We start from the raw sequence: 14,026 nt of genomic DNA, 5'->3' as shown, positions 1-14,026 counted from the left end.
AAGATCGCCGTCGAGGAAGGCCAGGAAGTCCAGGAAGGCGACCTCGTCGTCGTCCTGGAAGCCATGAAGATGGAACAGCCCCTCAACGCCCACAAGAGCGGCACCATCAAGGGCCTCACCGCCGAAGTCGGCGCCTCCCTCACCTCCGGCGCCACCCTCTGCGAGATCAAGGACTGAGGCGCGGGGGAGCGGTCAGTTCTGTACCGCTCCCTCCAGATCGATCAGCAGCGTGCGCAGGTCGTCGTTCAGCCGTCGCTGGGTGGCGAGGCCGAGGGCGGACAGCACCCGCGCCTCCGTCTCCGTCTTGGTGGCGAACACCTCGAGCGCCCGCTGCTCCCCCTCGTCCGTGAGGCAGACGAGCACCTGGCGGCGGTCGCCGGCGTCGACCTCGCGGCGTACCCACCCCTTCTTCTCCAGGGCGGCCACGCGCTTGGTGACCGCGCCGGTGGTCAGCTGCATGATGTCCTGCAGCGAACCGGCGGTCACCTGGTGCGGCGGGCCGACCCGGCGCAGGGAGGCGAGCAGTTCGATCTCCCAGGGCTCGATGCCGAAGACGGCCAGCTCGCGGCGGAGCCGGGTCTCCAGGTGGTGGGCGACGCGCTGGAGCCGCTGGCAGAGTTCCTTGGACGTCAGGTCGGGTGCCGTGGAGACCTGCGCGACCTGCTTCATGATCACGTCGACGCGATCGACGGCTTGCTGGCGATCACCCATGGGTCTAGCCTAGCCGTCAGCCATTATCTTCCTGGTCGTTTAATTACCAGGAAGTGAAGCAGTCGAAGAGAGGTGCCTTGCCGATGACTCGTAGCGTCTCCGCGGCCGGTCCGCTGGAGGGCCGGACCGCACTGGTGACAGGCGGCAGCCGGGGGATCGGGGCCGCGACGGCCACCACGCTCGCCGGGCTCGGGGCCGACATCGTGCTCACGTACCGAAGCGCGCGGGAGGAGGCCGAGGCGGTCGCGGCCGCCTGTGCGGAGAACGGCGTCAGGACCACCTTGCTCAGGGCCGACCTGGACGCGGCCGACGGCGCCGCCGAACTGGTGGCCGCCGTGCGGGAGCGGGTGGACCACCTGGACGTCGTGGTCAGCAACGCGTGCGCCTCGTACCCGCGCGTGCCGCTGCCCGACCTGGACCCGACCGCGCTCGGCGACAAGGTCCGCAACGACGTCGTCCTGCTGCACCGGCTCACCACCGCCTTCGTACCCGCGATGCGGGAGCGGGGGTACGGGCGGCTCGTCGTCATCTCCAGTGGCTCCTCCTGGGGCCCGACCGCGCCCGGTCTCGCCGCGCACGGCGTGACGAAGGCCGCGCTGGAGGGCTACGTACGGTACGCGGCCGACGAGTTCGGCGCCGACGGCGTCACCGTCAACGGCCTGGCCCTGGGCTTCGTCCTCACGGACGCCTCCGCGGCCGTCCCGCAGCCGGCGCGCGACGCGCTGGCAGGCGCCACCCCCGCCGGGCGGCTCGGCACCCCCCAGGACATCGCCAACGCCGTGTCCCTGCTGGCGAGCCCCGCGTCGGAGTGGATCAACGGGGCGGTCCTCCCGGTGACCGGCGGCCTCAACTACCCGCTGAACCTGTCCCGCGTCCGCGGCCACTGACGCGGGGGTGTGCGCGATACCGGGCGCTTCCGGCTTCCGCCCACGAGCGCCGCGGGTGCCACGAGTGCCGCAAGTGCCCTGAGTGCCGCGGGTGCCCTGAGTGCTGGGGTGCCCTGAGTGTCGCGAGGGGAAGCCGAGGGGTGCCGGAGCCGCTCGGCACCCCTCGGACCACGGAAGCCGGCGTCGGCGGGACGCGGCACCGGGAGACGGGCCGCGCCGACGGGACACGGCGTCCGCCCGGTGCGGGCGCTTCCGGTCAGCGCCGGCCGATGACGCGGCGGCCGAGCGGAACTCGCCGGGCCGAGCGGACTCGTCCGGTGAGCGGACCCGGCGGCCGGCCGGGGAGGGGCCGGGCGCTGTTCACACCGCCCATCGAAGCCGCCCCGCACACCCCCGGGCAAGCCGGGACCGGCAACCCTGACGCTGCCCTGACGCGACTACGACGACGCTGCCGCGGCGCATCCGAACGGGCTCCCCGATACGGCCACCCGCGTCCCCCTACGGAAACGGCCCCGGGGCGGCGCCCGCCGACGTGGTGCCGGACGTACGCCGCCCCGGAGTGGGACGAGCCGGTGGGACGGGCCCCGGCCCTTACTTCGGTTCGCGGGCGAAGAGCGAGGTGGACCAGGCGTAGCCGAGTCCGGCCAGCCCGACGCACCAGGCGACGGCCAGCCACCCGTTGTAGCCGATCCCGGTGCCGAGCAACAGCCCGCGCAGGGTCTCGATGGCCGGAGTGAAGGGCTGGTACTCGGCAATGGGCCGGAACCAGCCCGGCATCGCGTCCACCGGCACGAACGCGCTGGAGAGGAACGGCAGCATTATCAGCGGCATGGCGTTGTTACTGGCCGCCTCGGCGGTCGGGCTGGACAGACCCATCCCGACCGCGATCCAGGTGAGCGCCAAGGAGACGAGGGTCAGCAGCCCGGCGGCCAGGAGCCACTCCAGGGCGGTGGCGTCCGTGGACCGGAACCCGATGGCCACCGCGACGGCCCCCACGAGCACCACGCTCATCACACACTGCAGCACGCTGCCGACGACATGCCCGATGAGCACCGAGCCGCGGTGGATCGCCATCGTACGGAAGCGGGCGACGATGCCCTCGGTCATGTCCGTCGCGACGGACACCGCGCTGCCGATCGTGGTGCCGCCGATGGTCATCAGCAGGATGCCCGGGACGAGATAGGCGAGGTACGCGGACCGGTCCGCCCCGCCGTTCCCGATGCCCGCGCTCATCACGTCACCGAAGATGTAGACGAAGAGCAGCAGCAGCACGACCGGCGTGAGCAGCAGGTTCAGCGTCATGGACGGGTAGCGGCGGGCGTGCAGCAGATTGCGGCGCAGCATCGTCGAGGAGTCGCGCACGGCGAGGGACAGGGAGCTCATCGGGCCACCTCCGTGGACAGGGCCGGCTGGTCGGCGCCGGCGGTGAGGGCGAAGAAGACGTCGTCGAGGTCGGGGGTGTGCACGGTCAGCTCGTCCGCCTCGATGCCGGCGGCCTCCAGCCAGTCGAGGAGGGAGCGCAGTTCGCGCGGGCTGCCGTCGCTGGGGACGCGCAGCACCAGCGCCTCGTCGTCCGGCGTGACCTCGCGCAGCGCGGCGGCGGCGGACCGGTAGGCGGACGGGTCGGAGAAGCGGAGCCGGACATGTCCGCCGGGAACGAGGCGCTTGAGCTGGTCGGCGGTGCCCTCGGCGGCGATCTTCCCGCCGTTGAGCACGGCGATCCGGTCGGCGAGCTGGTCGGCCTCCTCCAGGTACTGGGTGGTGAGGAAGACGGTGACGCCCCCCGTGACCAGCTCCCGGACGATCTGCCACATGGTGTGCCGGGAGCGGGGGTCGAGGCCGGTGGTCGGCTCGTCGAGGAAGATGATCCGCGGGTCGCCGACGAGGGTCATGGCGATGTCGAGACGGCGCTTCATGCCGCCGGAGTAACTCTGGGCGGGCTTCCTGGCGGCGTCGCCCAGACCGAACCGCTCCAGCAACTCGGCGGCCACCCGCCGTCCCTCGCGCTTGGGCAGATGGTGCAGATCGGCCATGAGCAGCATGTTCTCCTCACCGGTGATCAGTCCGTCGACGGCGGAGAACTGCCCGGTGACCCCGATCGCGGCGCGCACGGCCTGCGGTTCGGTGGCGAGGTCGTGGCCCGCGACCCGGGCCTGTCCGCCGTCGGCGGTGACGAGCGTGGAGAGGATCTTCACGGTGGTGGTCTTGCCGGCCCCGTTCGGCCCGAGCAGCGCGAACACGGAGCCGGCGGGGATGTGCAGATCGATGCCGTCCAGGACGGTCTTGTCGCCGTAGGACTTGCGCAGCCCGGCGGCGGAGACGGCGGCGGCCTGCTGGGGCATATTGGACGTGGGCATGACAGACATGACGACGGGAGCCTCCCGTTCGAGTCGGAGTCGGGGAAGTGAGGGGGAGCCGGCGCGGCTGGTGGTGCGGTGCCCCGGAGGACGGGCGGGCCGGTGTACCGAAGGCCGACCGGGCGGGCCGGTGTCGTGAAGGCCGGCCGGGGCGGGGCGGTGTCGTGAAGGCCGGCCGGGGCGGGGCGGTGTCGTGGAGGCCGGCCGGGCGGGCCGGTGTCGTGAAGGCCGGCCGGGGGCGGGCCGGTGTCGTGGAGGCCGGCCGGGCGGGTGCTCAGCTGTGGGCGCGGCGGATGTCGATGGTGCCGTAGCGGGTGCGGGCGCGGACCTGGACGGTGTCGTCGGTCGCCTCCGGGGCGCCGGAGGCGGTGAGGGCGTTGCGCACCTGCCCGGACTCGGAGCTGACGTCGAGCCAGGCGGCCGTGCCCTCCCGGATACCGAGGTCGATGGCGCCGTAGGAGGTCTCCAACTGGACGGTGCCGCGGGCCACGTCGGCGACGCGCACGGTGCCGTGGGCGGTGGTGGCGGTGACCGAGTCCTCGGCGCGCCGCACCTCGATGTCACCGTTGGCGTTGCTCACCCGCAGCGCGCCGGTCGCGACGTCGACGGTCGTGCCGCCGTGCGAGTTCTTCAGCACGGCCGGGCCGTCGAGGAGGCCGACGCGCAGGCTGCCGGTGCTGGTGCTGATCTCGGCCCGGCCCTCGACCCGGCCGACGGTGATCGAGCCGTGCGAGGCGGTCAGCTCCAGCGGGCCGGTCGTATCGAGGCGGACGTCACCGGAGGAGGTCTTCACCCGGACCTCACCGAGCCGGCCCTCGCCGAGCACCTGGGTCCAGGCCCCGCTCATGTCGACACGGGAGCCCGCGGGCAGCTCGACCGTGACGTCCACGACGCCGGAGCGGCCGAACAGGCCGGACTTGGGCGTCCGGATGGTGAGGGTGCCGTTCGTGCAGGACACCTCGGTCTGGTCGGCCGCCCGTACGTCCAGGTCCTTCTTCGGGTTGCGGGCCCGTACCTCCACCACCGTGTCGAGCCGGTCGCCCGCGGCGAACTGGATGGAACCGGCCTCGACCCGTGCGGTGACCGAGATCGCTTCAGGAGTGTCGAAAGAAGGCATGGCTGTCCCGTCCTCGTGAGTCGTGGGAACGTCCCCGCTGGTGGGACGTGGTGTGTGGGCGAACTGAGGTGAGGTGGAGCGGTGCAGTGGAGCGGTGCGGTCCGGGCAGGGGTGCGCTCAGCGCACCCACCCCGTGAAGCGCTGTCCGACGGTCTGGCTCTTCTCCGCCGTACGCGGCCGGGAGCCCCCGTCGACCGCCGCCGCCACGGCCCGGACCAGCCAGGCGTTGACCGACAGCCCCTCGCGACTCGCGGCCTCCTCGGCGCGGGCCTTGAGGTGAGCGGGCAGTCGCAGATTGACGCGAGCGGTCCCGCCCTCGTCCCCTTCGACCGGTGCCTTCAGGGGCTCGACGGGCGCGGGCACCGCCGAGGGGGCCCCGGCATCGACGGCCGGCAAGGCCACCACGAACTCCGGGTCCAGCCCGCGCAGCCGCACATCCACCGACCCGGGGGCAAGCTCCCGGGTGACTTCGTCCATGGCTGCGGACAGCACGTTGAGCATGGTCAGCCGAGTCGCCGACTCCAGGGGCGCGGTCAGCCGCTCGGCGAGCTCCCGGGCATCGGTCCCGCCGGCTTCGGCGGCCACCGCGAGCTCGCGGCGAAGGGTTTCCACGTAGGGCGTGAGGTCCATGACGCCATCATGGCACCATCGTGGCGCCATCGGCAACCCCGTGGTGGCGTCAGCACCTCCCCTCTCTCCCAAGGGCAGACGTAAGGGCAGGTTAAGGCCGTAGTGGCAGGGCGCCAACTGGCGCCTGGTGGCCATAGGGCAGCCCATTCCACACGGGCCGCAGCACCAAGTGACACCACACTGGCATCACCTGCCACCACGTGGCACCACGCGGCACCACGCGCCATCACATGGCATCGCAGCCTTACGACAACGCGGCGGACTGGTTGTCCGGACGACCGCTCGCGTGATCAGTGCCCTTGAAGATCTTCAACGACCTGCTCGGCCATGCGCCGTGCGGGCTCCAACCGAGGATCCTCCGGGTGCGCGTACGGCCCGAGGATCTTCGAGCAGACGAACAGCGTCATCAGCTTGCCGTCCCGGCTCTCGAAGTCCCGCCGGCGCTCCTGCCGTACACGATCGGCCAGAGAAGGGACGGCAAGCGAGCTCGCCCACAGGGAGGCGGAATCCAGTCCCTGCGGGGCGTTCCCCCAGTCCTCCCAGTCGAAGAGGCTGAACACCGGCGCCGTGACGTTGGCCCAGTTCAGATCGGCGTGGGCCGGCACCCAGCGCTGGACGGTGGTATCGAAATCGCCGGGAAAGGCTGCCCGAATGGTTTCGGTGACCGACGTCTGGGTGATGGTCTCCGTGTCAGGTGTGGCGACCCGCCTTGTCTTGTGCGCGGCCAGCGAGTCCAGAGAGGCGTTCAACCCGTCCCACCACTCGTCCGGGAGTTCCGGGGCCTCACGCAGAATGGCGTTTCCGACGGGCGCGGCGGGCAGGAGGTCGGTCTCGTCGGCCCGCCACACCACCTGTTCGTTCGTGTCCCGCCAGACCACGCACCCCCGCCATGCCGGCTGGGCGACGCCGTCCAGGCGGGCGGCGCACTCCCCGCCGTTCCATCCTTGATCCGTGATCTTGCCGGGCAAGCGCCGCTCGACGCGGACCCAGGTCCCGCGGTCGGTCCGCGCTCCCACGGACCGACGCTTGCGCACCACCGTCTCCGGCAGGAAACGCACCTGCAGAGACCGCGCCACGCGCCCCAGAACCTCGTCAACCGGCTGCACGCGCAGATCAACAGCCTGACTCATGGCGACCGGGAGCGTCATGCACGGGACCGTAGCAGCGGGGCGGCGCGAGGTAGCCCGACAACAAGAGGACAGGTAGTGCATTTCGCATGCTGCGGATCCGCGAACACGCAACAATCTCCGGAAACCACTCAGGGATGTCCGCCACTGTCTGTCCGCATTGTCACGCAGTCGGACACTCCACGCTGCGGCTCACGTTGAGGTGCTCGGATCGGCGTCGTGCAGCGCAGCGAGTTCTTTCAGGTCGTTCGCGACCATGACCTGAGCGAGACGACCCGCGACCGCCACGACCTTTGGCCAGGAGGGTGCCCGGAGATACTCCGCATCGGCGTCGTTGGGGGCCTCGGCCGCCGCTGCGTTGAGCATGGTGCCGAGCTCACGCATGAGGGTGACCTCTTCCTCGGTCCTCAGGCTGACTCCCAGGTATCGCTCGGGCTCGTCGGCATCGCAGAAGTCATCGAAAAGCGTGTGAAAGACGTGGCCCAGGTTCTCGAACACCGACGGGTCAAGCCAGACGTCCTGCTGCCATGGCGGATTGGCCAGAGCCAGGACTACGGGTACGACGTGGACTCGGTAGTTCGCCAGGAGACGGGCGTCTTCGCTCACGGGCCCAACCTAGCGGGGCCGTAGGCGAGGAGGTGATCACCCCAAACGGAATCCAGCGGCGATACGCGTACGCCCCGCTCGGCCGACGCATCTCCAAACACCGGGTCGCCGACGACTGCTCCGCGGCCGACCGCGCACACTTCTTCTGGGAGGACCTGTGCCTGGCCGAGCAGGCCACAGCAGACGACTGGGTGACAACCTGGGACTATGCGCCCGACAGCCCTCGCCCGGTCGAATGCGATCTTCGGCACCGACCCGCGACGGTCGTAGACACGCAGGAACCGACGGACGCGCATATGAGACAGGTGCCCAGCCTACTCACGTGAGTAGGCTGGGCACCTGTCTTGCGGCTGTCGGGCTGGCGGGATTTGAACCCACGACCTCTTCGTCCCGAAGGAGGCTCGGTTGGTGATCTCGCCAGTGCGGTTGGTATTTGCGCTGATCAAAGCGTTGGGCTGTAGTGGTGTCGCGTGGCCTGGAAGGGGCTCGGAGAGCTGGCCGGCTCCCAGATGGCTCCCATGGCGTGCGTCCGAAGCTCTGCGCGCCTACGCGCCGCCTGTTCACCCCAGGCTTCTGCGAACACTCGACGGGCACTATGACGCCCGCACGGTCGACATGACACTTCCTTACCCGTCTGTCCTATGGTCGGAGCCGCATCAGCGAACGGGGGAGGCGACAGCGATGGGCGACGGCAAGGTGCCCGGCAAGGTACTGGACATCAAGACCGCTGACATCAAGGCTGCGGCACCGGCTTTCCACCAAGGGGCCATCGACCTGAGCAAGGCGCTGACCACACTGATCCAGACTCTGGACGGCCTCGGTGAGCCCTGGGGCCACGACGAGCAGGGCGACAAGTTCGGCAATGTCTACAAGCCGCAGCAGAAGAAGATCGAAAGCGCGGCGGGCATCCTGGTGCTCGGTCTGACGAGCATTCACGAGGCCATGGTGGACCTGTCGGACGGACACGTGGACAACGACCAGCTCATCGCAGGCATGTTCACGGAAGTGAAGACCCCCCAGCAGAGCGACGGTGCCGGTGAGCGTTGAGGACAAAGCCCGCCACATCCTTCTCAAGCTGGGCCTGTGGTGGCCGGAAGCCGACTCCGACAAGCTGCGTGACGCGGCGAAAGCCTGGCGCACCTTCGCGAATGCCGTGGACGACGTCCGCTCCCCCGTGCACCGCAGCGCGTCCTCGATCATCCACCACAACACGGGTGAGTCGATCGAGGCGTTCGAGAAGTTCTGGGGCCGCTACGCCAAGGACCAGGACGGTGGCTGGCTGAGCGATCTCGCGAAATCCTCGCGGGAGATGGCCAAGGCGCTGGAGAAGTTCGCCGACGCCATCGACGACGCGATCAACAAGCTCTGGACACGCATCGGCATCGACGCGGCCGTGATCGCGGGCGGGGTGGCGCTTGCCTTCTTCACCGCGGGACTCGCTTCGGGGGCTGCCGTCGCGGCGGCCGACGCGGTCATCGAGTTCGGCGCCACGATGGGCATCGCCGTCACTACAACGGTGGCCGAGATCACCGCGGGCACCCTCGTCGCCGCCGCGTTCGGCGGGGTCGAATCGGTCGCGGTCGACCTAGCGGTGGCCCAGCCGCTGAAGATGGCGACGGGTATGCAGCACGGCTTCAGCCTGGATGAGGTCAACCAGTCCGCCAAGGACGGCATGATCTTCGGCGGCGCGCTGGGAGCGGGCGGCGGCCTGCTGAAGGCGAGCATGGAAGGCGGCCTCGCCGATACCACCCCACTGCTGCTGCGCCCGCCGTCGCTCCGCCCCGACCTGGTAGAGCTGGGCCCGGCCGCCCGCAACACCGAGCGCACCCCCTGCGTGGGCGAGCCGATCGACGTGACGACCGGCGCCATGCTGATGACACAGACGGACCTGACCCTGCCGGGCAGTCTGCCGCTGGAGTTCACCCGCACCCACCTCTCCTCCTACCGGGGAGGAGTCTGCTTCGGCCCGACCTGGGTCTCCGCCCTGGACGAGTGCCTCCAGATCGACGGCGAGGGCGTCGTCTTCGCGGCAGCCGACGGTATGCGCCTGGTGTACCCGGTACCGGAACCCGGTGTGCCCACGATGCCGGTGAAGGGTCCGCGCTGGCCGCTGGAGTGGGACGGCAAGCCGGACGGCGCGATGACGGTCACCGACCCGGCGACCGGTGTGACGCGCACTTTCGCCGCCCCCGTCCCCTCCCCGACCTTCGGCGTCTTCCACCTGGCGCTGGACTCCTGGAGCGACCGCAACGGCAACCGCGTCGACATCGAACGCGACGACGACGGCATCCCCTTCGGCATCCGCCACTCAGGCGGTTACTACCTCGCCGTCGACACCCAGGGCCCCCGCGTCACCGCCCTGCGTCTGCTGGACGAGCCGCCCTCCCGCTACCACCCGTCCCCCGCGCCCGACGAGGGCACGGTCGTGATGCGCTACGGCTACGACACCGCCGGCAACCTCACCGAGGTCATCAACTCCAGCGGCGAGCCCCTGCGCTTCGCCTACGACACCGAGGGCCGCGTCACCCGCTGGACCGACCGCAACGGCACCTGGTTCTCGTACGTCTACGACGACCGCGGCCGGGTGACCCGCACCGAGGGCGTCGACGGCATCCTGTCCGGGACGCTGACGTACGACGACAGCGCCCGCACCACGACGTACACCGATTCCCAGGGCCACGTCTCGCCCCACCGGTACAACGCCGACGGCCTGGTAGTGGAGGAGACGGACCCACTCGGGCACGTCACCCGTACGGAGTGGGACGAGTACGGAGCCCGGCCGGTCACCGTGACAGACCCGCTGGGACACACCACGCGGTACACGTACGACGACACGGGCAACCTCACCGCCCTCACCCTCCCCGACGGCTCGCTGGCCCAGGCTTCCTACAACGCACTCGGCTTGCCGACCGAGGTGATCGAGCCGGGTGGCGCGGTCTGGCGCCACATGTACGACGAGCGGGGCAACCTGCTCGGGACCGTGGATCCGACCGGCGCCGAGACCCGGTACGCGAATGACGCTGGAGGCCGCCCAACCACCATCACCAATGCCCTCGGTCATACCCGCACGGTGGTCTACAACGCGGCGGGTCTGCCTCTCACCCTCACGGACGAATTGGGTCATACGACAACCATCCGTCGCGATGTGTTCGGGCGGGTGATCGAGGTAACCGACCCGCTGGGCAACAACACCCGTCTGGGCTGGACGACGGAAGGGAAACCGTCCTGGCGCGAGCAGCCCGACGGCGGCCGCGAGTCGTGGATCTGGGACGCCGAGGGCAACCTGCTCGGTTACACCGACGCGGCAGGCAACACGACCCGGCACACGGCGACTCACTTCGACGTCCCCGCCACGCGGACCGATCCGGACGGCTCCCCTTACCTGTTCTCGTACGACACGGAATTGCGGCTGACATGCGTCACCAACCCGCAAGGCCGGACATGGTCGTACACCTACGACGAGGCCGGACGTCTGGTCGCCGAGACGGACTTCAACGGACGTACGCTGACGTACGGGTACGACGCGGCGAGCCGGCTGATCTCGCGCACGAACGGGGCCGGGGAGACGTGCGGTCTGACCCGGGACGCGGCGGGCCGCGTCGTGGAGCAGCGCACGGGTGTCAGTGAGACGACGACCTTCGAGTACGGAGCGGACGGACTGCTTGCCCGGGCGGTCAACCGAGACGCCGAGGTGATTTTCGTCAGGGACGCTCTCGGGCGCACTCTCAGTGAATCGGTCGACGACCGCGTCACGAGTTACGCCTACGATCCCTTGGGCCGCTGTGTTCGCCGTGAAACTCCCTCTGGACTGGTTTCGCGGTGGGCCTACGACGCCGCAGGGCGGCCCTCGGAACTTCATTCGGACGCGGGAACCCTGACCTTCGCCCACGATGCCGCCGGACACGAGACCGACCGCCAGATCGGCCCCGATGTCGTGCTGACCCAGGCCTGGGACGCAGCTGGCCGCCTGACTCTCCAGTCCCTCACCGCGGGTCCCACCGATGCGCAGAGCCTGCTTCAGCACCGCCTCTACGCCTACCGCAGTGACGGCTATCAGACGGAGATCCGCGAGCTCACTACGGGCACCCGCCGCTTCGACCTGGACCCCATGGGCCGCGTCATGCGGGTACGCGCCCATGGCTGGACCGAGACATACGCCTACGATCAGGCAGGCAACCTCGTGCAGGCGACGGCACCCGGTCACTGCTGTGCCGGTGAGCGTGTCTTCGATGGCTCTCTCCTCCGCCGTGCAGGTGGTGACACCTACCAGCACGACGCTCAGGGACGCCTGGTCCGTAAAATCCGCAAGCTGCTCAACGGTCAGACCCGGACCTGGACATACACCTGGACCACCGAGGATCGCTTGATCGAGGTCGGTACGCCGGACGGCGAACGGTGGAGGTACACGTACGACCCGCTCGGACGCCGCCTGTGCAAATACCGCCTGATGCAAGACGGGACGCAGGCGGATCGCACCGACTTCTCCTGGGACGACACGAGGCTGGCGGAACAGAGGGGCGCGGACGGCAGGGTGACCACCTGGGATTACGAACCCGGCACACACCGGCCGATCGCCCAGACCGATCACTGGCGGTCTGCCATCGGACGCGACGCCTCATTCCTCGCCCGGCTGGCAGAGGAGTCGGCACCCGGTCACGCGTCCGTGTTCCAGACAGTCATCACAGATGCCGTCGGCACGCCCACCGAACTGGTCACCGCAGAGGGCGAGACGACATGGCAGAGTCGTACCACTCTGTGGGGAACCTTCCTCGCCGGACCGGCGGAGTCCTCTTCCGCCGACTGCCCGCTGCGGTTCCCGGGGCAGTACGCCGACGCGGAAACCGGTCTGCACTACAACTACTTCCGTTACTACGACCCCGAGACAGCCTGTTACCTCAGCCAGGACCCCTTGGGCCTGAAGCCGGGCCCCAATCCCTCGGCGTACATCCGCCACCCCGGGACCTGGTCGGACCCGCTGGGGCTGTACGGCTGTGAGCTGACGGACCTCGGGGACGGCTGGTACCGCTCGCCGGAAGGACTCGACTACGGTCCCAACGCGGCCGAGGGGCACCGCATCATCCACGTCATGCAGCACACGCGGGAGAACCCCGCAAAGCCCGCTCACGGAGTTTTCGACACGGGCAACCAGGGCGTGCTGGAATCGGTTGACGAAGCATGGAGCCGACGCGCCATGGCGGTCTCGGTCAACCCGCAGGGGGCCCGTACCACCTACATCATCCCCATGGGACGACAGGTGGGTTACAACCCCGGAGAGGACTATATTTCGATCACTGTCGAACACGGCAATGAAGTGATCACGGCCTTCCCGAGGAGCTGGAACTGATGGACAAGGTTGCCTGCGCGCACTGTGGCCAGGACTGGGTGCGCTGTTACGAGCGCAAGGACACGGGCCAGAAGTTCCTGCTCTGCCCCGAGTGCGAGTCCGTCTGGGACCTGGGGGACGACCTCAATGAGGACACGGACATGTATCTGAGCGAGTACGTGCTCACCACGGGGAATGCATGGGAGCTCATCACCCCGTGCACATGAGAAAGCGGGGCGGAGTCATGCCGCAATGGCCCGTAGTGGTGCAGGAGGAATACCGCGCGTCCGCGCTAACGGCGTCAGCGCGGACGCCGTAGACGGCTGATTGGATGCCAGGGCCGAAACACTCGCGACACGGAGGGGCGCCCCGGACGCCCCAGCAAGGTGCTCAGCCTGCGCGGTATCCGCCACCGCATCGCCCGCAAGGGTGTCGAGTTCCTCGCAGCGGCTGGGCCGGCATCGGTGGGTGGTGGAGAGAGAGCCGTGTCCTGGCTGGCCGGCTGCCGCCTTCTTCACCGCCGCAATGAACGCAAGGCCGAACACTTCCTCGCCTTCGTCGGCCTGGCCGCAGCCCTCATCAGCTACTGCCGACTGGCGGCTCTCCCCACGGCCTGAGCCGGTTCTGCTGTACGTCGAAGCAGACCAGCCCGGCCATGCGCTCGGTGCGTGGGCCTGCCGATGCCGGACGTCCCCCACGCAGGGGCGAAGACTCGCGTCGGACGAGCCACGGAGTCGTGTCCGTCTCGCCGCAGGCTTCGACGAACGCCTTGAGTGTCTTTTCGCTGGGCACGCCGACTCCGCCTTGCGCCATTGACAGTGCTCCCCAGCGAGCGCCATACACGGAAAACTTTGCTCATCGGGCAGTTCTTTGTTGGGACGTGCCAAGGCTGGTCATCCTCCCTTCGAAGGAGATGGAACGCCGGGTGTATCCGGTGCCCAGGCAGGCTCCCAGTGGGGGAGAGTTCGGGAACGGATGATGGCCATCAGATCTCGATTCCTGATACGGAGCCAGGCCCTCGCGTTAGCGACGACTAGCTCCACGGACCGGACAAAAATGACCCAACAGGGGGTAGCCCTTCAGGCGAAAGATGAAGAATCGGTGCCCTGGTTATTCGAGAAATGGAGTTGTGAAGCCCCAATTGAAGAACTCGATCTTCGTATGCATCAGCTGGTGTCAACGCTCTCTGAAATCTGACCCCCGGCGAGTCTCTGAAAACTGACCCCCCATGTTGTTGGCCGCCGAGTGCCCTGGTCGTGTCGTCAGGG

General features: G+C 69.2%; 12 protein-coding genes and 1 pseudogene. 6 read left to right on the top strand and 7 right to left on the bottom strand.

Translation table 11 applies throughout. The features are described from left to right. Positions 1-177: biotin/lipoyl-containing protein (locus AB0E62_RS39100; RefSeq protein ID WP_362205609.1), on the top strand; the 177-nt coding region annotated here is incomplete at its 5' end. Positions 178-192: 15 nt separating this feature from the next. Here AB0E62_RS39100 and AB0E62_RS39095 read toward each other — a convergent pair. Next, entirely contained in the window at positions 193-711 is a 519-nt protein-coding gene (locus AB0E62_RS39095; RefSeq protein WP_362205606.1) for a MarR family transcriptional regulator, read from the bottom strand. An 83-nt stretch (positions 712-794) separates the two neighbouring features. On the opposite strand from AB0E62_RS39095, the gene AB0E62_RS39090 reads away from it, so the two are divergent. Continuing rightward, positions 795-1,598 (top strand): SDR family oxidoreductase, encoded by an 804-nt coding sequence (locus tag AB0E62_RS39090; protein WP_362205603.1) that lies wholly within the window; start codon positions 795-797, stop codon positions 1,596-1,598. A gap of 591 nt (positions 1,599-2,189) precedes the next feature. Here AB0E62_RS39090 and AB0E62_RS39085 read toward each other — a convergent pair. The 6 genes from AB0E62_RS39085 to AB0E62_RS39060 all read right to left on the bottom strand — a co-directional run bounded on the left by AB0E62_RS39085 (position 2,190) and on the right by AB0E62_RS39060 (position 7,435). Beyond that, positions 2,190-2,981 carry an ABC transporter permease gene (locus AB0E62_RS39085; RefSeq protein WP_362205600.1) on the bottom strand — a complete coding sequence of 264 codons (792 nt, stop codon included), beginning with the start codon at positions 2,979-2,981 and terminating at the stop codon, positions 2,190-2,192. After that, positions 2,978-3,955, bottom strand: a complete 978-nt coding sequence (locus AB0E62_RS39080) for an ATP-binding cassette domain-containing protein (RefSeq protein WP_362205597.1) — start codon at positions 3,953-3,955, stop codon at positions 2,978-2,980. Before AB0E62_RS39080 ends, AB0E62_RS39085 begins: the two co-directional genes overlap by 4 nt. Positions 3,956-4,229: 274 nt before the next feature. Then, positions 4,230-5,072, bottom strand: a complete 843-nt coding sequence (locus AB0E62_RS39075; RefSeq protein ID WP_362205594.1) for a DUF4097 family beta strand repeat-containing protein — start codon at positions 5,070-5,072, stop codon at positions 4,230-4,232. A gap of 117 nt (positions 5,073-5,189) precedes the next feature. Next, positions 5,190-5,702: a hypothetical protein gene (locus AB0E62_RS39070; RefSeq protein ID WP_362205591.1), complete on the bottom strand. Its 513-nt coding sequence runs from the start codon at positions 5,700-5,702 to the stop codon at positions 5,190-5,192. 290 nt (positions 5,703-5,992) lie between these two features. After that, on the bottom strand, positions 5,993-6,850 hold the full coding sequence (locus AB0E62_RS39065) for a hypothetical protein (protein WP_362205588.1): 858 nt from the start codon (positions 6,848-6,850) through the stop codon (positions 5,993-5,995). Between the two features lie 171 nt (positions 6,851-7,021). Continuing rightward, on the bottom strand, positions 7,022-7,435 hold the full coding sequence (locus tag AB0E62_RS39060) for a hypothetical protein (RefSeq protein ID WP_362205585.1): 414 nt from the start codon (positions 7,433-7,435) through the stop codon (positions 7,022-7,024). Between the two features lie 681 nt (positions 7,436-8,116). On the opposite strand from AB0E62_RS39060, the gene AB0E62_RS39055 reads away from it, so the two are divergent. From AB0E62_RS39055 to AB0E62_RS39040, 4 genes and pseudogenes are all read left to right on the top strand, one after another. Further along, on the top strand, positions 8,117-8,482 hold the full coding sequence (locus AB0E62_RS39055; RefSeq protein WP_181792998.1) for a hypothetical protein: 366 nt from the start codon (positions 8,117-8,119) through the stop codon (positions 8,480-8,482). After that, a complete protein-coding gene (locus tag AB0E62_RS39050; protein ID WP_362205582.1) occupies positions 8,472-12,779 on the top strand; it encodes a DUF6531 domain-containing protein in 4,308 nt (1,435 codons plus the stop codon). Before AB0E62_RS39055 ends, AB0E62_RS39050 begins: the two co-directional genes overlap by 11 nt. Beyond that, entirely contained in the window at positions 12,779-12,985 is a 207-nt protein-coding gene (locus AB0E62_RS39045; RefSeq protein ID WP_181793000.1) for a hypothetical protein, read from the top strand. The genes AB0E62_RS39050 and AB0E62_RS39045 overlap by 1 nt, the downstream gene beginning before the upstream one ends. A gap of 156 nt (positions 12,986-13,141) precedes the next feature. Continuing rightward, positions 13,142-13,375 (top strand): annotated as a pseudogene (locus tag AB0E62_RS39040) (IS5/IS1182 family transposase); the annotation flags it as partial. Between the last annotated feature and the right edge of the window lie 651 nt (positions 13,376-14,026).

Source organism: Streptomyces sp. NPDC038707, assembly GCF_040636485.1.
GTDB lineage: Bacteria > Actinomycetota > Actinomycetes > Streptomycetales > Streptomycetaceae > Streptomyces.
Note: the sequence above shows the minus strand (reverse complement) of the source record. Positions and strands in the feature narration are given on the sequence as shown.